This is a genomic window from Bacillus sp. AY18-3 (assembly GCF_008042305.1).
In the GTDB taxonomy this organism is placed as follows: Bacteria; Bacillota; Bacilli; order Bacillales; family Bacillaceae_G; genus Bacillus_A; species Bacillus_A wiedmannii.
Genome location: NZ_QKQR01000008.1, coordinates 71,949 through 90,671, shown reverse-complemented (window position 1 = coordinate 90,671; position 18,723 = coordinate 71,949). Strand labels below are relative to the sequence as shown.

Genomic DNA, 18,723 nt, shown 5'->3' with positions numbered 1-18,723 from the left:
TTTTTTAATTGATTTTTGCGTATACGCGTGCATCACGTAAGCTACCATCTGGTGCTATGAAATCATTTTCCATTGTACCTTCTAGAATAAATTCTAAACGTTCTGCTAGGTTACATGCATTTGCATTTGTTGCATCAGTACGAATTTCAATTCTTCTAGCACTTAGCTTATCAAAGGCAAATTGAATGGCACCTTTAATGGCTTCAGTCATATAGCCTTGTTTTGTATAAGCACTATGCAGCCAGAAGTGAAGTGAAAACTTTGGAATATCCCAGTTTTCAGGCTTGAGCGTTATAGCTCCGATGAATGTACCAGATACTTTATCGTATAAGTGAAAATCAAGTGTTTCACGAAGTAAAAACTGCCCGTGAGCGTTACGAACGATTTCTTCAGCACTTTCTTCTGTTTCAGCGTTAATTGGCATCCACGGTACTAAGTCTTCTAGAGAAGCTTGGATTGCTTCATACACTTCTGCACCATCACCTGGAAATGGCTTACGAACTTGTAAGCGTTCAGTTTGAAATAATGTTGGAAAATCTAATAATAATGGTTTCAAGAGAAATCCCTCCTATTCTCTACTTTTTAGTTTAGCAAAGTAGAGCGGAATTTCAATGTTAATTCGTCATACTTTTTTCTTTCTTTCATACATTTTTAGTAAGAGTGTGAACGGAGGGAAGAAAAATGTGGAGAAAAACTTGGCAAGACCGTGTAATGTCTCACATACAGGAAAACTCTTCATTATATATATTTAACGCTGTTTTATTATTGATGGGAGTAATATTTGGGGCCATTCTTGTAAATAGTTTACAATTAAATCAAAAACAAGATTTATCATTTTATTTACAACGTTTTTTTGGACAAGTTTCTAAAGGAGAATTTGCTATTGCAAGCGAAATGTTTCGAGAAAGTTACTTTTCACAATTAAAATACATTGGATTTATTTGGATTTTAGGGATTTCAATTATTGGATTGCCACTTATTTTTATTTTATTATTTGTAAAAGGAGTAGTTGTCGGATTTACAGTAGGTTTTTTAGTAAGTCAGCATGGATGGAATGGATTATTATTAGCATTCGTTTCTGTATTGCCACAAAATCTCATTATTATTCCAGTATTTCTCGTTATGACAACAATTGCCGCAAGCTTTTCCTTACGGATGATTAGACATCAATTTATTCGGAAAATAACCGAACCGCTATTACCATTATTAATTCGTTATACATGCTTCTTTCTTGTAATCGGAGTAGTGTTAGCTCTTGCTTCTAGTGTAGAAGCTTATGCATCACCAGTTTTAATGAAAGAAGTCGTTGAGGCTATTAATAAACAATAAATACTTTTTGAGAATAATTATCAATTTGTTTTTATTGTTTTTCTTTTGACAGAAGCCCTTCTTCTGATATAATGGTGTAAGAGTGGCGAGGAGGGAGTAGTACCGAATGGAAGAAAGAATTGAACGAATTAAGAAGCAATTACATGCAGCGAGCTACAAATTAACACCGCAACGTGAAGCAACAGTTCGTGTGCTGCTAGAAAATGAAGAAGATCATTTAAGCGCAGAAGATGTTTACCTCCTTGTAAAAGAAAAGTCGCCAGAGATCGGATTAGCAACCGTCTATCGAACTTTAGAACTATTATCTGAGTTAAAAGTTGTCGATAAGATTAACTTCGGAGACGGTGTTTCACGCTATGACTTACGCCAAGAAGGTGCGCAGCGTTTCCACCATCATTTGATTTGTACACAATGTGGTGCTGTACAAGAAATACAAGAAGATTTACTTGGTGAAGTGGAAAGGAAAGTAGAACATGACTGGAGCTTTAAGGTGAAGGATCATCGTTTAACATTCCATGGGATTTGTAAAAATTGTCAAGAAAATGAAACGGATGAAAAATAACCTTTTCCTATTTAACTAGGAAGAGGTTTTTTATTTGAATAAGGTATAAATTGGTGAAAGCTTGGCATATGTTGTAATAACTTATATTTTGGAGGAATTTACAATGCGCCGAGCTTTAAAATTAACTTTTGATGGGATAAAAGTATTTTTATTATTTACAAGTTGTACGATTTTGTTTTATTTCGCTATACTATGGATAAATGAAGAATATGAAAGCTATCATCGTTATGAAAAGCCAAAAGAAGAGACTGTAGAAAAAGTATCAGGGAATGAAGAGCCGGCAAAGGATGCTTTCGTAAATAGAATGATGTTTTTCTATGAAAATGGGGAGTAGTGTAGATTGGAAGATCAATTAAAAGATTTTATTCATTATATGGTTGTCGAAAAAGGACTAGCGAAAAATACAGTAGTATCTTATGAACGTGATTTAAAAAGTTATGTAAAGTATTTGCAAAATGTAGAACAGGCGAAAAGCTTTCATGAAGTAACACGCTTGCACATTGTTAATTTTCTGCAGCACTTAAAAGAAAACGGAAAATCTTCGAAAACATTAGCACGTCATATTGCATCGATTCGTTCGTTTCACCAATTTTTACTTCGTGAACGGGCGGTAGAGCACGACCCATCCGTACATATTGAAACGCCGCAAGGAGAACGGAAATTACCGAAAGTACTATCAATCGATGAAGTAGAGGCGTTACTTCAGACACCGAAAATGACGAGTGCTTTTGGGGTTCGTGACAAAGCGATGCTAGAGTTATTGTATGCAACAGGACTTCGTGTTTCGGAATTAATTGCCTTAAATTTAGAAGATGTACATTTAACGATGGGATTTGTTCGTTGCATAGGGAAAGGGAATAAAGAAAGAATTATTCCACTAGGAAGTTTAGCGACGGAAGCGATTCAAAAGTATATTGAAAAGGGAAGAAGAGAATTGATGGGTAAAAAAGTAGTAGATGCACTCTTTTTAAACCATCATGGGAATCGATTATCAAGACAAGGATTTTGGAAAATTTTAAAACGATTGGCGAAAGAAGCAAATATTGAAAAAGAGCTTACACCGCATACGTTGCGCCATTCTTTTGCTACGCATTTATTAGAAAATGGAGCAGACTTGCGTGCTGTGCAAGAAATGCTTGGACATGCAGATATTTCAACGACGCAAATTTATACGCATGTTTCAAAAGCTAGATTAAAAGATGTATATAAACAGTTTCATCCGAGAGCATAGTTACTATGCTCTTTTTTCATAGATTCAAAAGGCTACAGTACTTCACAAAAACTTCACAAACATTTCGTACATTGTTTTCAGCAGAAGACTAGAATATTACAATGTATTTCCTCTATACTAAATAAGGTATGAAGGAGGAAATGATGATGAAAAAACTTATTATGACTTTATTTATCGCGATGCTAGCATTGGCTGGCTGTAATACAAACAAAGAAGAACCGAAAAAAGAACAGAAACTAGAAGCTGTAAAAGTAGCAGTTCAAACAAATCCGAAAGAAATTAAACCTGGTGAAAAAACAGAAGTACAAGCACTTGTTACACAAGGAAAAGAAAAAGTAACAGATGCTGATGATGTAAAGTTTGAAATTTGGAAAGCTGGCGACGAAAAGCACGAGATGTTAGATGGTAAGCATAAAGGAAAAGGTGTTTATGCAGTAGAGAAAACGTTCGAGACGGATGGAGTATACCATATTATCGCTCACACAAATGCACGTGAAATGCATGTTATGCCAGAAGTAAAAGTGGCTGTAGGAAATGCGAAAGTAGAAGATGCGAAAAAAGAAAATAGTCATCACGGTGCAGGGCATGGCGATCATAAAAGCGATACAATGATCCATCTTATGGCTGGTGATATAAAAGCAAATGCTGAATCGACTATGAAAGTTCATTTAAAACAAAAAGAAGAAGCGTTAACTGGTGCTGAAGTACAACTTGAGATTTGGAAAGATGGTGTTGAAAAACACGAATTTATTCCAGCGAAAGAAGGAAATAAAGGAGAGTATGAAACGAAACATACTTTCAAAGAAAATGGTTCTTACAAAGTGAAAGTTCATGTTAAAAAAGGCGAACTACATGAACATAAAGAAGAAACAGTAGAAGTAAAATAAAAAGCAGCTCTTTAGAGCTGCTTTTTATTTTTATTCCGTAAACGTCCAATTGATGAGGGCTTATAATCAGTGGAGAAGAACTAAACTCCTACTAATCAAAGTTTCACTTTATATGAAGAAATAAATCATAAAATAATTAGCACTTATTTGCATAATGGATTACAATAGAAGTGTGAAGAAAATGAGAAATTCTACGAAAATGTATTAAAAAGAAAGCGTAAACATGTTATGATATCTGTATCAGATGTCTGACATCTGACTTAGAAAAAACTAGAAATGTTTTTGAGTCGTTTCGAAGTAAACGAAATAGGTTAGAGAATCAATTAAAGAAGTACTGTTTGACAATGAGAACGAAAGAGAATTCTTATGGAGAACAGTTTCACTTTATAGCGTTTTGAACATACTACAAGAAGTAGAACTGAACTTATAGGAGGTCGCAGTTATGAATAAATATAAACGTATATTCCTAGTCGTAATGGATTCTGTTGGAATCGGTGAAGCACCAGATGCTGAGCAATTTGGTGATTTAGGATCTGACACAATTGGTCACATTGCTGAACATATGAATGGGTTACAAATGCCTAACATGGTGAAATTAGGTCTTGGTAACATTCGTGAAATGAAAGGTATCTCTAAAGTAGAAAAACCACTTGGATATTATACAAAAATGGAAGAGAAATCTACTGGTAAAGATACAATGACAGGTCACTGGGAAATTATGGGTCTGTACATTGATACACCATTCCAAGTTTTCCCTGAAGGCTTCCCGAAAGAATTACTTGATGAATTAGAAGAAAAAACAGGTCGTAAAATCATCGGTAATAAACCAGCTTCTGGAACTGAGATTCTTGATGAGCTTGGTCAAGAGCAAATGGAAACAGGATCTTTAATCGTTTACACTTCTGCTGATAGCGTATTACAAATCGCAGCACACGAAGAAGTAGTGCCGCTTGATGAGTTATATAAAATTTGTAAAATTGCACGTGAATTAACATTAGATGAGAAATACATGGTAGGTCGCGTTATCGCTCGTCCATTCGTTGGTGAGCCTGGAAACTTTACACGTACACCAAACCGTCATGATTATGCATTAAAACCATTCGGCCGTACGGTAATGAATGAATTAAAAGATAGTGACTACGATGTTATTGCTATCGGTAAAATCTCTGACATATATGATGGTGAAGGTGTAACTGAGTCACTTCGTACGAAGTCTAATATGGATGGAATGGATAAGCTTGTAGATACATTAAATATGGACTTTACAGGTCTTAGCTTCTTGAACTTAGTTGACTTTGATGCATTATTTGGACACCGCCGTGATCCACAAGGGTACGGAGAAGCTCTGCAGGAGTATGATGCTCGTCTTCCAGAAGTATTCGAAAAACTAAAAGAAGATGATTTATTATTAATTACAGCAGACCACGGTAATGATCCAGTTCACCACGGTACTGATCATACACGTGAATATGTACCGTTATTAGCATATAGCCCAAGCATGAAAGATGGCGGACAAGAATTATCAATTCGTCAAACATTTGCTGATATTGGTGCAACGGTAGCAGAAAACTTCGGCGTGAAAATGCCAGAACACGGAACAAGCTTCTTAAACGAGCTAAAGAAATAGGGGGATAAACAAATGAATCGTGAACTTATTACAAAATCAGCTTCATACTTAAAAGAGAAATTTCAAGAAACGCCACAAGTAGGACTAATCCTTGGATCTGGACTAGGTGTATTAGCAGATGAAATCGAGAACGCAGTAACAGTACCTTACAGTGAAATCCCTGAATTCCCAGTATCAACTGTAGAAGGTCATGCAGGTCAACTAGTATTCGGTACACTTCAAGGTGTAACAGTAGTAGCAATGCAAGGACGTTTCCACTTCTATGAAGGATACGACATGCAAAAAGTAACATTCCCAGTTCGTGTGATGAAAGAACTAGGTGTAGAAACAGTTGTTGTAACAAATGCAGCTGGTGGTGTAAATACATCATTTGAGCCAGGCGATCTTATGTTAATTTCAGACCACATTAACTTCATGGGTACAAATCCATTAATCGGACCGAATGATTCTGAAATGGGCGTACGTTTCCCTGATATGTCTACATCATATACGACAGAACTTCGTGAAATGGCGAAACAAGTTGCAGCGGACTTAAATATTAAAGTACAAGAAGGTGTATACGTTGGAATGACAGGTCCTGTATATGAAACACCTGCTGAAATTCGTATGCTTCGTACACTTGGCGGAGATGCAGTTGGTATGTCAACAGTACCTGAAGTAATTGTAGCGCGTCATGCTGGTATGAAAGTACTTGGTATTTCTTGTATTTCAAATATGGCAGCTGGTATTTTAGATCAGCCACTTCATCACGATGAAGTAATCGAAACGACAGAACGTGTTAAAGCTAACTTCTTAGCATTAGTAAAAGCAATCGTAAAACAAATGAAGGGGTGACCTCACAATGAGAATGGTGGACCTAATTGCAAAAAAACGTGACGGACATGCATTAACGACAGAAGAAATTAACTTTATTGTTGAAGGATATACGAATGGTGATATTCCTGATTACCAAGTAAGTTCACTTGCAATGGCAATTTTCTTCCAAGATATGAATGATCAAGAACGTGCTGATTTAACTATGGCAATGGTAAATAGCGGTGATACAATCGACTTATCAGCTATTGAAGGGGTAAAAGTAGATAAGCACTCAACAGGTGGTGTTGGTGATACAACAACACTTGTGTTAGGTCCATTAGTAGCCGCTTTAGGTGTACCGGTTGCAAAAATGTCTGGACGTGGGTTAGGACATACAGGTGGTACAATTGATAAATTAGAAGCAGTTCCAGGATTCCATGTTGAAATCGAAAATGATGAATTCATGCGACTTGTAAATGAAAACAAAATCGCAGTTATTGGTCAAAGTGGAAACTTAACACCTGCGGATAAAAAGTTATATGCACTTCGTGATGTAACGGCAACAGTAAACTCAATTCCGCTTATTGCAAGTTCGATTATGAGTAAAAAAATTGCTGCTGGTGCAGATGCAATTGTTCTTGATGTAAAAACTGGAGCAGGTGCATTTATGAAAACAGATGAAGATGCAAAACGTTTAGCAGAAGCAATGGTGCGCATTGGTAATAATGTTGGTCGTAATACGATGGCTGTTATTTCTGATATGAGTCAACCACTTGGTGAGGCGATTGGTAACGCACTTGAAGTACAAGAAGCAATTGATACATTACAAGGTAAGGGGCCGAAAGATTTAGAAGAGTTATGTTTAACACTTGGAAGTCAAATGGTATACCTTGCTGGACAAGCTTCATCTTTAGAAGATGCACGTGAGAAATTAATTGAAGTAATGAACAACGGTAAAGCGCTAGAATCATTTAAAACGTTCTTATCAGCGCAAGGCGGCGATGCTTCTGTTGTTGATGATCCTTCTAAATTACCACAAGCACAGTTTAAAATTGAAGTAGAAGCGAAGGAAGACGGTTATGTATCAGAAATCGTTGCAGATGAAATCGGAACAGCAGCAATGCTTTTAGGAGCAGGACGTGCGACGAAGGAATCTGAAATTGATTTAGCAGTTGGCTTAATGCTTCGCAAAAAAGTAGGGGACAGCGTGAAAAAAGGTGAATCCCTTGTTACAATTTACGCAAACCGTGAAAATGTGGACGATGTAAAAGCAAAAATTTATGAGAACATGAAGATTGCTAACGAACATGTAGATGCACCAACATTAGTGCACGGCATCGTTACCGAATAATAAAAAAGGGCCAAGGAGTATTTCTCCTTGGCTTTTTTTGCTATTTTTTGTTTATAATAATAATGGGTGAAATTATGATTAGAATTTGTGCAATAACAAAAACAGATGAAGTATTATATGATGTTTCGCTAGAAGAAACAACGAAAGACCATATTGTATGGTATTGGCTAGATTTATATAAGCCAACGAAAGAAGAGTATACATACATTTTGCAAGATCATTTTAAGTTCCATCCCCTTGCAATTGAAGACTGTATAGAATATGTACAGAGACCAAAAGTTGATTTTTATGATGGATATAACTTTTTAGTTCTTCATGCATTTGGTGAGGATGGATTAGAACCGCACGAGATTGATTTATTTATTAGTGATCGTTTTATTGTTTCTTTCCACTTTTCTCATAACAATGCAATCGAAAGAGTATGGAAAACACTTGGGGAAAAGAAGCGTATTAAAAATAGTCCTTTACACGTAGCGCATACAATTATCGACCAAATTGTAGATGACTATTTTGCGCCTGTATATTACATTGAGGATCATTTAAATGCAATTGATGATAATTTAACGGGTGAGACAGCAGGAAGTGTATTAGAAGAAGTATTTGATATACGTACAGATTTATCGAAGCTAAGGCGCACAATCATTCCGATGCGTGATTTATTGTATCGTATTTTAAATTCGACTCGTTTTTACGGTATAAGTGATCATGAGATTTATTTTAAAGATATACATGACCATTTGCTTAAACTGACAGAAATGATTGAAGCAAGCCGCGAGTTAACGGCAGATATTCGGGATAGCTATTTTTCATTAAACTCACATCATATGAATAACATTATGAAAACATTAACTGTATTCTCGACTATTTTCATGCCATTAACATTTATTGCGGGAGTATACGGAATGAACTTTACGCATATGCCAGAGCTTGGTGGACAATATAGTTATTTTATTTGTCTACTTCTAATGGCGCTAATTGGCGGTGGGATGATGGCTTGGTTTTATAAAAAAGGATGGTTTAAGTAAAAAAACACCGAGGAAAATTCCTCGGTGTTTTTACTTAACCAATAGCATGTAATACGAACATGGCTAAGAATAAGCATGTAACGATATACATAGACGGTGCGACTTCTTTACGCTTTCCAAGAGCAACTTTTAAGATAGGATAAGCAATAAATCCGAACGCAATGCCATCAGCGATACTATATGTGAGCGGGATCATGACGATAATTAAGAACGCTGGAAATCCTTCTGAAAAATCGTTCAGAGGAATTTGCTGAATGCTTGTAATCATCAGGCCGCCAATAATAATTAAGATTGGTGCAATGGCACTATCAGGAATTAGTTTCACAAACGGAAGTGCAAACAGTGATGCGAAGAATAACAACCCTGTAACGATAGACGTCAGACCTGTCTTTCCGCCTGCAGTAATACCTGCAGCACTCTCTACTGTTGATACGGTAGGGCTTGTGCCAAATAGACCACATGTCATTGCTGAAATTGCATTGGCTTGGTAAGCACGTGGGAATTTACGGTCATCTTCTAATAAACCGTGCAGAAGTCCCATGTTCTCAAAAATAAGCACCATGCTTAAGGAGAATGTTGCAATCCAAAACGGTAAGGAAGAAAGTTTGCCAAATGACATAGCTCCAAACACATCGCCGTAATTAGCGAATGAGAATGAACTATTTCCGATTTGACTTGTATCAACAAGACCAAATAGCCATGCAATACCAGTTCCTATTGCAATCGTCCATAAAAAGCTTCCACGTACGTTACGAATAAATAGTACAAGTGCAACGATAAGAGTAAGTAGTGTCGCAAGAACGACAGGGTTACTTAATTTACCCATTGCAACAGCAGTATTTGGATTCGAAACGACTAAACCACCTTTTTGCAATCCGATAAATGCTAAAAATAATCCGATGCCGACAGTAATAGCTTCCTTTAATGACTTTGGAATCGATACTGAAAGCAAGCGAGCGATTGGTGTAAACGCAGCAATTGCAAAAATAATACCAGAGATGAAGACAGCTGCTAATGCTTCCTGCCAAGCTAATCCGAGCGTATGCACAGCAGTGTACGTGAAGAATGCATTTACGCCCATACCAGGGACAAGAATAGCAGGTGCATTTGCCCAAAATGCCATGAGCAGACATCCGACAAATGAACTGAAAACAGTTGCTAAAATTCCAGCTTCAAGAGGAATGCCAGCATCCGATAAAATTGATGCATTTACAATCATAATATATACGATTGTGAAAAATGACGTAACTCCAGCTAAAACTTCTTGTTTTGGTGATGTTTCGTGTAAACCTAATTTAAATGTTCTTTCAAGTATTCCTTTCATGTTAAACCTTCTTTTTCATATCCCTCTCCCACCCGTGATATCTCTTTTGTAAGAGCTCACCGTCCTTTATTATATCAGAACATCATGTTTTTACAACAAGGAAAATGATAACGTTTACTTATAAAAGAAATTATTTATAAATACGTAAAAATGGCTCGTATTGTTGAAATGATTTCTAATTCTCCTGATTGAATGGGCGGAGCTGCTTGCGCATGTAAAGTAGCATAGGACGTCACTTCCCGTGGTAATTGGGCGGATTCTTCAACGAATGAGAGTGGAACTGGATTAATGTTTAAATTGTATGTACTCGCAATAGCACGAGCTTTTTCTACCGCTTGTTGCAGAGCTTGAATAAGAGCTTGCTCATAATATTTATTTGGATGAGATATTCGAAAACGTAACCCTTTTGCTAAGTTTGCTCCATTTGAAACGGCTATATCATATACTTCCCCTGCTTTTTGTACATTTAAAACGGTAATTTCATACAAATGTTCCACACGATATCCTTGTAGTAATGCTTTATCATTTACATATTCGTACTGGGGTGTAATCGTATATGAAATGGTTTCTATATTTTTTTCGGCAATACCTAGTTGTTTTAGTGCATCCAATAATTGTTTTGATTGCACTGCATTCTCTTCTTGTGCCTGTTTTACATTTTTATGATCTGTACGAATACCAATCGTTAATATAACAACATTTGGTTTTGCTTTTACAACGCCTTCACCTTGCACCGTAATGGTAGCTTCTTTACCAGTATTAGCTGTACGTACGTTGTGTAAATAAGGATTCATTCCACCTTGCATCTTCCATCACCATCCTTATTTATATGTATATGTGTGAACAAAAAAGAAATTTGTATGAAAAAGTTACATAAATGAGAATGTTAAAGAAAGAAAGCATATACAATAAGGGTATTTATAGATTATAATATGTGTAAATATGATAAAAAAGGGACGAGGCTAGTGAACGAAAAAAGAGAAACACTGATTTTAGAGTTATCCGGATCATTTCGAAAGATGATACGTTTATTACAAAATGATATTAATACACGTTTTGCAGAACATATGCCATACAATGAATTTTCTGTATTACGCGCGTTATTTTTAAAGAGTCCACAGATGGCTTCGCAAATTGCGAGTGAAGTAAACGTAACCTCTAGTCATATTACAGCTGTTACTGATCGTCTCGTACGAAAAGGGTTTGTAGAAAGAAAGCGTTCAAATTCAGACCGTCGTATCGTGTACCTAGAAATTACAGAACACGGAAGAGAAGTAACTGAAAAACTTGAAGCTGTGCGTAAAGAATATTATAAAGAGAAATTTAAAGGTTGGAGCGACCAAGAAATCGAAATGGTGTTAGAGCTATTTGGCCGCGTATTATAATAAATGAGGATAGGAAGCGAAAGCTTTCCTATCCTTTTTCTTTTGAATAAAAACATTTTGAAACTCCAATACTTTAATTAAAAAGAATCGGAGTGAAAGATTATGAAACGTATTTGTATGCTTTTCATTATGATTGGAAGTTTTTTCTGCTTTAATCAATTCGTGGACGCTGCAACGCCTCTTCAAGTCGTTCAGAAAGAATTACAACATATTTCAAATAAGCAACCTGTTTTATATTCAAAACTATGGATTCGTTCTATGCAGAATGCTATTTTATTTCATCATAGTGATAACATTCGGCATGAAGATACGATAAGCAATGTGACAAAGTCTTCTCTTATAAAAGTAAAACAACTTCCACTTCAGAAAGCATCACAGTACATCCCGAGATTATCGCAATATATTTCTAAGTTTCAAGCTGAGAATGTGCAAGTGTATTATGTTGCAGCTCGTTATGAAGTGAAAAAAGAAAATCCGTATCAGTTAAATGGCATAAATTATTTTATGCAAGTGTTTATTCAACAAGGAGGAGAATGGAGAATTGCTGAAAGCATAGTTGCTCCAACAGATCAAATCGTCGCAAATGGTGACGGGTTTGGAACGAAGCAAGAAAAAGAGTATGGGAAAAGAAGAGAGAATGTGAAATAACCTCCTCATGAAGAGGAGGTTATTTTATTTAAAATTCCAAGAGACTTTCCATTTTAATATTTTTGGCAGGAAGAAATACATAATTAAACTAGTAACTAAAAATCCGATGTAAAAGCTAGGCAATGAATGCGCGCGACTTAGCATTAAGCCTCCAACGATTCCACCAAAGAAAATCGCACAAGCCATAACTACTTTTTGTAGTTTCGGATACAATAAGTAGTTACCATTTCGCTCATTGACTGAACGGGCATATAAATATATACCGAGTGATAATAAAATAATAATATGTGCAATAGGTGCAATCAATGTTTTTGCCGGCGGGATTGTTGTAAAGTTTGGTTCATTATGACGTACTCCATCCTTATCAGTATAAGCGTTTTGAGGATCGTAATTAAAGCTAATAGTAAACTCTTCTGCTGGACCAGAAATACGTATGTTTTCCATAATATCATGTATACTGCCATTGTTCTCATGAAAGTCGGCATTCGAGTGAACAGCAATGACTCCTGATATTAGAGATGGAAGTAACACTGGGAAGATTAATATAGCTGCAGTAAGAAATCCTTGCGATATAATATTCCCTGCGATTGTACCTACACATAAGGTAAGTGTATAAATAGCGATTAATACAATTAACATGTATATAAAGTAACTATGAAAAGGGGAAAATACTTGATATTTATTATGAAAAGTTAACTTTTTCATAATAGCAAATAGCCCCCAGTTTAAAACGACAACAGCGGCGATATTACAGATTCCAAACAACCACTTTGTTATATAAAGGTGTGAACGTTTAAATGGCATAGACCATAACAAGTCGCTAGCGTTATTTTGTCTTTCCCATCCAATTAACGTACAAGCTAGAACGATTAGCACACTACCTAACAGCATGATAGAATCTAGAAGTGTTAAATCAAAACTGTAATGATATATAACTTTCCATTTTTTATTCATATTTAGAAAATATTGCTGTTGAATAGAAGTCATATAGTATTTATATGACAAAGTATAGAAGCTGACGAGCCAAAATAACCATACAACATATTTACTTTGTTGATATGTTCTTAGCCATAGTGCTTTTTGAAACATAGGATCTCTCCTTTAAAAAACTTTATAATTTGTTAGGCGTGATAATACAACATAAGTAATGATTCCAGCGAGAAACAAACTGATATAGTAGTTAGGTAAGAAATAAAATTGATTTATTTTATAGCCACCTAGTAATGCAAAGTAAATGGTTGTCCCCCATATCCATATTTTTAAATGTTTTTGGAAAATAAATATCTTTTGAGTGTTTTCATTTGGTGATCTTGTATATAAATATGCGCCAAGTAGTAAGTAAAATATTGTATAAAAAATCGGGACTAATATGGATTTAGCTGAATAATATCTATAAGATGCTGGATCTCTTAAAGTGTTTGGATCGTTTTCTTTTTTACGTGATTTTGGATCATAATCGTAATAAATAGAAAAATTATATATTGGTGCAACAATATTTGTTTTATTATTTATTTCAGAAAGACTTTCATATAAGTGAGAGTTTCTATTATTTTGAACATTTAAATGATTTATTGTAAAATTGTACAGCAATGAAATAAATGTAAGACCCATTAGTAACCAAGGAATACAAAAAACAACTTGTGAAACAACGCTTCCAGTAAAGGCACCGATACATAATGCAGCTGTATATACTGCAACATATGAAACAATTGCATAAAGAAAGTATCGATGAAATGGCCCGAATGATTGATAATCAAAATGAATCGTTGTTCTATAAATAAAGTACATAAGAATCCAGTTTACAAGGAGAGACCCAATAATCCAAAATGAACCGAAAGCCCATTTAGATAAGAAAACATCTTTTCTTTTAAATGGCATTGTTAAAAGTAGTGCATTAGACTGGCTGCTACGTTCCCACCCTATTAATAGACAAGCAATAGAAATAATAAGGATAGTTATCCAAAAACTATTACCTGTATTTGACCAAAAAGCATAATCATAATAGAACGTTCCCTTTTCATGTAATTTATAATAATTAGCAAGTTGTTGCTGAGCTGCTTTATAGTATCCGAAAGATAGAAGATAAAGTGTATAAAAGAAGAACAGTAGTACAGCATATTTCCCGCGTTTCCAATTCCACGTCCACAACGCCTTATGAAACATAACCATCCTCCTCTAGTGTCGTAACGAAGACATCTTCAAGTGACATTGTTAATTCTTCAATGAGTATAGGTTGTTCTTTATAAAACTTCTCCAATGTTGCAGCCACATTTCCCTCAATTAAGATTGTATATACTTTTCCTGTTTGATTTAATATTTTAATATTGCTTAAGTTTTCTAGTTTTTGAGGTAATGAACGTTCGTAAGCTACTTGTATTTTTGCAAATCGTGATTTGGCATCGTCTAGTGATGTAATAGACGAGATAGTATGGCCTTTTAATATAATAATTGTATCTGCAATTTGTTCCACTTCATCTAAATGGTGAGTTGAGATGAAAATGGTAATCTCTTTTTCTGCCACTTCTCCAACGAGAAACTGTAAAATCTGCCTTTTAACGATAGGATCAAGTCCGTTTGTCGGTTCATCCAAAATGATATATTCTGCTTTTGTAGAAACGGCTAAAATGATGGCAAGCAATGCTTTCATCCCTTTTGAATAACTACGAATTCGTTTGTTTGGTAAGTTAAAACGTTCTAACAGTTCATAGAAATATGCTTCATCAAATGCGTTATAAACTTCTTTATAAAACTTTACAATTTCTTTTACCGTATATCCGTTCAATATGTTAGTAGAATCCGGAACATATACGATTTTTTGCTTTATTTCAGGACAATGATGAATGTTTGTATCCTCATATGTAACAGTCCCTGCATCAGGGTCTAAAATGCCGACCATCGTTCGTAATAAAGTTGTTTTGCCCGCACCGTTTCTTCCAAGTAATCCGATGATACTTCCTTTTTGTAATGTGAAAGAAACATCGTCTAAAATTGTTTGATTATCAATTGTTTTCTTGAGGCTTGTCACTTTCAGCATCCGTATTTCCTCCAATCTCTTTATAGTATGAATCTATCCAATCATGAATTTTATCTTTCGTAATACCAAGATAAGAGGCTTCTAATAGTAATTGATGAAATTGCTTTTCAACCATAGCGATTTTCCTTTCGTCTAATGTTGGGGTAATCGATTGGGATACAAATGTTCCTTTTCCTCGTAATGTTTCAATAATCCCTTGTCGCTCTAACTCTTGATACGCTTTACTTACTGTATTTGGATTTATAACGAGTAAAGAAGCGAGTTCGCGTACAGAAGGAAGTTTATCACTTGGAGCTAACATGTTTTTCAATACGAGTTCTTTTATATTTTGAACAATTTGTTCCCATATCGGAGTGTTGCTTCTTGGATCAAGTTGAATATGCAAGAGCAATGTCTCCTTTCTGACTTGTATTAAGTGTACTGCTGTATGTAATACACTTAATACAATATAGGTGATGAATATATTTGTCAACTGAAAATATTAGAAAAATATGGTATTAAAAAATAATAAATTGGAAAAAATAGGTTTGATATAGAATGGAGGGTTAGTCATGAAGCGAGTTTTTGGAATACTTGTTTGTTTCATGTTATTGCTTTCTGGTACTTCAGTTAGTTTCGCACAATCTGAGAAGACGAAGCAGGAAAAAACAGAAGAAACAACGCCGAAGTTAGCGGAACAAGCGTCATCAGCAATTGTAATTGAACAAGATACAGGTAAAGTTTTGTTTGATAAAAATCCAAATGAGAAGTTACCACCTGCTAGTATGACGAAGATTATGACAATGCTATTAATTATGGAACAAGTTGAAAAAGGAAAACTAAAACTGACCGATAAAGTTAGAGCAAGTGAGCATGCAGCTTCAATGGGTGGATCACAAATCTTTTTAGAGCCTGGAGAAGAGATGACTGTAAATGAAATGCTAAAAGGTATTGCTATTGCATCTGGAAATGATGCGTCTGTTGCAGTAGCGGAGCATATCGCGGGTTCAGAAGAAGGTTTTGTAAATATGATGAACAAAAAAGCGAAAGATTTAGGACTGAAAAATACTCATTTTCAAAATCCAACAGGTCTTCCGGCTAAAGACCATTATTCCACAGCAAATGATATGGCTATAATGGCAAAAGAATTGATGAAGTACCCACTTATTCGCAAATATACAGGTAAATACGAAGACTATTTACGAGAAGATACGGATAAGAAGTTTTGGCTCGTGAATACGAATAAGTTAGTACGTTTTTATCCTGGAGTAGATGGTGTGAAAACGGGCTTTACGACAGAAGCAAAATATTGTTTAACAGCATCGGCTGAAAAGAATGGGATGCGTGTTATTTCAGTTGTTATGGGAGCACCTACATCAAAAGAACGGAACAATCAAGTAACGAAGCTTCTTGACTACGCATTTGGTCAATATATGACCAAGAAATTGTATACACGAGGCGAAAAAATTAAGACTGTACAAGTAGGAAAAGGTAAAAAAGAAAAAGTAGATTTAGTTGCGTCAGACAATGTGTCTCTTCTTATGAAGAAAGGCGAAAATATGGATAAAGTAAAGCAAGAAGTAATTGCTGAAAAGAAAGTGAAAGCGCCGATTAAAAAAGGTGACGCACTTGGTACACTTGTTATTAAAAAAGATAAAGATGTTTTATTAAAGCAAACAATTGTAGCAAAAGAAGATGTTGCTGCAGCGAGCTGGTGGGAGTTATTTAAAAGAAGTTTTGGGATGTTTTCAACATCAAAATAGCGGCAAACATTTTGCCGCTTTTCTATTCGTATGAAAGTAAATAATTGCCGAATATTTTCACTTTATGGCGAAATAGTTCTTCTTTTGTCAGCAGGAAGGATTCTTATGTTGTATCACGAAAATCTTTATGTATGTAAATGAGTAAAGTTTGAGCATAAGGAGGAAATCGTGTGAGTCTTTCCATGCAATTAGAAGTAAAGCGTGACGTCCTATGTGTGAGACTAGCGGGTGAATTAGATCATCATACTGCTGAAGAGTTGCGAACGAAAGTAACAGATATGATTGAGACACATGGTGTTCATCATATTGTTTTGAGCCTAGAGAACTTATCGTTTATGGATAGTTCTGGTTTAGGTGTTATATTAGGCCGATATAAGCATGTAAAGGGATTAGGTGGAGAAATGGTTGTTTGTGCAATTTCACCGCCTGTTAAACGTTTATTTGAAATGTCGGGCTTATTTAAAATTGTTCGTTTAGAAGAAAGTGAAGCGCATGCGCTCGCGACGTTGGGGGTGGCATAAATGAGAAATGAAATGAACCTTCAATTTTCGGCATTAAGTCAAAATGAATCATTCGCTCGCGTTACAGTAGCTGCTTTCATTGCGCAACTAGACCCAACGATGGAAGAACTTACGGAGATTAAAACAGTTGTGTCAGAAGCAGTTACAAATGCAATTATTCATGGGTACGAAGGAAATGCGGAAGGTGTTGTTTATATTTCTGTAATTTTGGAAGAAGCAATGGTGAAACTCACGATTCGAGATGAAGGGATTGGCATCTTTGATTTAGATGAAGCAAGACAACCCCTGTTTACAACTAAACCTGAATTAGAGCGTTCCGGAATGGGATTTACTATCATGGAAAATTTTATGGATGAAGTAGAAGTTATTTCAAACGAATCTTTCGGGACAACAATCCATTTGACAAAATACTTATCAAATAGTAACGCTCTATGCAATTAAGGAGAATAGCCTATGGACATAGAGGTCAAAAATGAGAAGAAGAAACCTCAGTTAAAGGACCACGAGCTAAAAGCGTTAATTCAACAAAGTCAAGATGGAGATCAACAAGCGAGAGATACAATCGTTCAAAGTAATATGCGTCTCGTATGGTCGGTTGTGCAGCGTTTTCTTAATCGCGGATACGAACCAGACGATTTATTTCAAATTGGATGTATTGGGCTCTTAAAATCGGTAGATAAATTTGATTTATCTTTCGACGTGAAATTTTCAACATATGCAGTTCCAATGATTATTGGAGAAATACAACGATTTTTACGTGATGATGGATCAGTGAAAGTAAGTAGATCTTTAAAAGAAACAGGAAATAAAATTCGAAAGATGAGAGACGAGCTTTCGAAAGAATTTGGAAGAGCCCCAACGATTAATGAAGTAGCCGAAGCGTTAGAGCTAACGCCAGAGGAAGTGGTTCTGGCGCAAGAAGCGAGTCGTGCTCCATCATCCATACATGAAACCGTGTATGAAAACGACGGAGATCCAATCACTATTTTAGATCAAATTGCCGATCAATCTGAAACGAAATGGTTCGATAAAATTGCTTTAAAAGAAGCAATTAGAGAATTAGATGATCGAGAACGTTTAATTGTATATTTACGCTACTATAAAGACCAAACCCAATCAGAAGTAGCGGAGCGAATAGGCATTTCGCAAGTACAAGTTTCAAGACTTGAAAAGAAAATATTAAAACAGATGAAAGATCGAATAGATGAATAGCTATCTATTCGATTTTTTTTTGATTTTAAATAGGAGGAGATTGTAAACTT

The 18,723-nt window shown here is 35.5% G+C and carries 22 protein-coding genes; 15 read left to right on the top strand and 7 right to left on the bottom strand.

Annotation, left to right across the window (positions count from 1 at the left end; genetic code table 11):
* Nucleotides 1-4: 4 nt before the first annotated feature.
* Nucleotides 5-556 carry a GNAT family N-acetyltransferase gene (locus DM800_RS07970; RefSeq protein ID WP_000803489.1) on the bottom strand — a complete coding sequence of 184 codons (552 nt, stop codon included), beginning with the start codon at nt 554-556 and terminating at the stop codon, nt 5-7.
* Between the two features lie 155 nt (nt 557-711).
* Here DM800_RS07970 and spoIIM point away from each other — a divergent pair, with 155 nt between their 5' ends.
* From spoIIM to corA, 9 genes are all read left to right on the top strand, one after another.
* Complete coding sequence (gene spoIIM / locus DM800_RS07965) at nt 712-1,329, top strand: stage II sporulation protein M (RefSeq protein WP_255446953.1); 618 nt, start codon at nt 712-714, stop codon at nt 1,327-1,329.
* Nucleotides 1,330-1,435: 106 nt separating this feature from the next.
* The gene (gene fur, locus DM800_RS07960; RefSeq protein WP_000392655.1) at nt 1,436-1,891 is read left to right on the top strand and encodes a ferric iron uptake transcriptional regulator; all 456 of its coding nucleotides are present in this window, start codon (nt 1,436-1,438) and stop codon (nt 1,889-1,891) included.
* A 103-nt stretch (nt 1,892-1,994) separates the two neighbouring features.
* Nucleotides 1,995-2,225, top strand: coding sequence for a YqzK family protein (locus DM800_RS07955; protein ID WP_001250432.1), 231 nt, complete (start codon nt 1,995-1,997; stop codon nt 2,223-2,225).
* Nucleotides 2,226-2,231: 6 nt separating this feature from the next.
* The gene (gene xerD / locus DM800_RS07950) at nt 2,232-3,122 is read left to right on the top strand and encodes a site-specific tyrosine recombinase XerD (protein ID WP_000390083.1); all 891 of its coding nucleotides are present in this window, start codon (nt 2,232-2,234) and stop codon (nt 3,120-3,122) included.
* A 143-nt stretch (nt 3,123-3,265) separates the two neighbouring features.
* On the top strand, nt 3,266-4,009 hold the full coding sequence (locus DM800_RS07945) for a FixH family protein (protein ID WP_137013664.1): 744 nt from the start codon (nt 3,266-3,268) through the stop codon (nt 4,007-4,009).
* 442 nt (nt 4,010-4,451) lie between these two features.
* On the top strand, nt 4,452-5,636 hold the full coding sequence (gene deoB, locus DM800_RS07940) for a phosphopentomutase (protein ID WP_048546267.1): 1,185 nt from the start codon (nt 4,452-4,454) through the stop codon (nt 5,634-5,636).
* Nucleotides 5,637-5,648: 12 nt separating this feature from the next.
* Nucleotides 5,649-6,470, top strand: a complete 822-nt coding sequence (locus DM800_RS07935) for a purine-nucleoside phosphorylase (RefSeq protein WP_001078444.1) — start codon at nt 5,649-5,651, stop codon at nt 6,468-6,470.
* 7 nt (nt 6,471-6,477) lie between these two features.
* Nucleotides 6,478-7,782: a pyrimidine-nucleoside phosphorylase gene (locus tag DM800_RS07930; protein ID WP_087985129.1), complete on the top strand. Its 1,305-nt coding sequence runs from the start codon at nt 6,478-6,480 to the stop codon at nt 7,780-7,782.
* A 62-nt stretch (nt 7,783-7,844) separates the two neighbouring features.
* Nucleotides 7,845-8,807, top strand: coding sequence for a magnesium/cobalt transporter CorA (corA, locus tag DM800_RS07925; RefSeq protein WP_060488448.1), 963 nt, complete (start codon nt 7,845-7,847; stop codon nt 8,805-8,807).
* Between the two features lie 34 nt (nt 8,808-8,841).
* On the opposite strand, the gene DM800_RS07920 is transcribed toward corA, so the two are convergent.
* Together DM800_RS07920 and DM800_RS07915 are read right to left on the bottom strand one after the other, a co-directional pair.
* Nucleotides 8,842-10,131, bottom strand: coding sequence for an NCS2 family permease (locus DM800_RS07920; RefSeq protein WP_060488352.1), 1,290 nt, complete (start codon nt 10,129-10,131; stop codon nt 8,842-8,844).
* A gap of 134 nt (nt 10,132-10,265) precedes the next feature.
* Entirely contained in the window at nt 10,266-10,937 is a 672-nt protein-coding gene (locus DM800_RS07915) for an SIMPL domain-containing protein (protein WP_001161447.1), read from the bottom strand.
* 159 nt (nt 10,938-11,096) lie between these two features.
* On the opposite strand from DM800_RS07915, the gene DM800_RS07910 reads away from it, so the two are divergent.
* Nucleotides 11,097-11,516, top strand: coding sequence for a MarR family winged helix-turn-helix transcriptional regulator (locus DM800_RS07910; protein WP_001003308.1), 420 nt, complete (start codon nt 11,097-11,099; stop codon nt 11,514-11,516).
* A 102-nt stretch (nt 11,517-11,618) separates the two neighbouring features.
* Nucleotides 11,619-12,164: a hypothetical protein gene (locus DM800_RS07905; protein ID WP_147786683.1), complete on the top strand. Its 546-nt coding sequence runs from the start codon at nt 11,619-11,621 to the stop codon at nt 12,162-12,164.
* 24 nt (nt 12,165-12,188) lie between these two features.
* Here the strand turns inward: DM800_RS07905 and DM800_RS07900 are convergent, their stop codons facing one another.
* From DM800_RS07900 to DM800_RS07885, 4 genes are read right to left on the bottom strand one after another with little or no spacing between them, the layout of a single operon-like run.
* The gene (locus DM800_RS07900) at nt 12,189-13,253 is read right to left on the bottom strand and encodes an ABC transporter permease subunit (RefSeq protein ID WP_147786682.1); all 1,065 of its coding nucleotides are present in this window, start codon (nt 13,251-13,253) and stop codon (nt 12,189-12,191) included.
* A 12-nt stretch (nt 13,254-13,265) separates the two neighbouring features.
* Nucleotides 13,266-14,327, bottom strand: a complete 1,062-nt coding sequence (locus tag DM800_RS07895) for an ABC transporter permease subunit (protein WP_088608112.1) — start codon at nt 14,325-14,327, stop codon at nt 13,266-13,268.
* Nucleotides 14,317-15,198 carry an ABC transporter ATP-binding protein gene (locus DM800_RS07890; protein WP_087985125.1) on the bottom strand — a complete coding sequence of 294 codons (882 nt, stop codon included), beginning with the start codon at nt 15,196-15,198 and terminating at the stop codon, nt 14,317-14,319. Before DM800_RS07890 ends, DM800_RS07895 begins: the two co-directional genes overlap by 11 nt.
* Nucleotides 15,164-15,583 (bottom strand): GntR family transcriptional regulator, encoded by a 420-nt coding sequence (locus DM800_RS07885; protein WP_046957464.1) that lies wholly within the window; start codon nt 15,581-15,583, stop codon nt 15,164-15,166. Before DM800_RS07885 ends, DM800_RS07890 begins: the two co-directional genes overlap by 35 nt.
* Before the next feature lie 166 nt (nt 15,584-15,749).
* Here DM800_RS07885 and dacF point away from each other — a divergent pair, with 166 nt between their 5' ends.
* From dacF to sigF, 4 genes are all read left to right on the top strand, one after another.
* Nucleotides 15,750-16,940, top strand: a complete 1,191-nt coding sequence (dacF, locus tag DM800_RS07875; RefSeq protein ID WP_000831992.1) for a serine-type D-Ala-D-Ala carboxypeptidase DacF — start codon at nt 15,750-15,752, stop codon at nt 16,938-16,940.
* A 170-nt stretch (nt 16,941-17,110) separates the two neighbouring features.
* A complete protein-coding gene (gene spoIIAA / locus DM800_RS07870; RefSeq protein WP_000059133.1) occupies nt 17,111-17,461 on the top strand; it encodes an anti-sigma F factor antagonist in 351 nt (116 codons plus the stop codon).
* Nucleotides 17,462-17,902: an anti-sigma F factor gene (gene spoIIAB, locus DM800_RS07865; RefSeq protein ID WP_001243399.1), complete on the top strand. Its 441-nt coding sequence runs from the start codon at nt 17,462-17,464 to the stop codon at nt 17,900-17,902.
* 12 nt (nt 17,903-17,914) lie between these two features.
* Nucleotides 17,915-18,673, top strand: coding sequence for an RNA polymerase sporulation sigma factor SigF (gene sigF / locus DM800_RS07860; RefSeq protein WP_000350733.1), 759 nt, complete (start codon nt 17,915-17,917; stop codon nt 18,671-18,673).
* Nucleotides 18,674-18,723 lie beyond the last annotated feature (50 nt).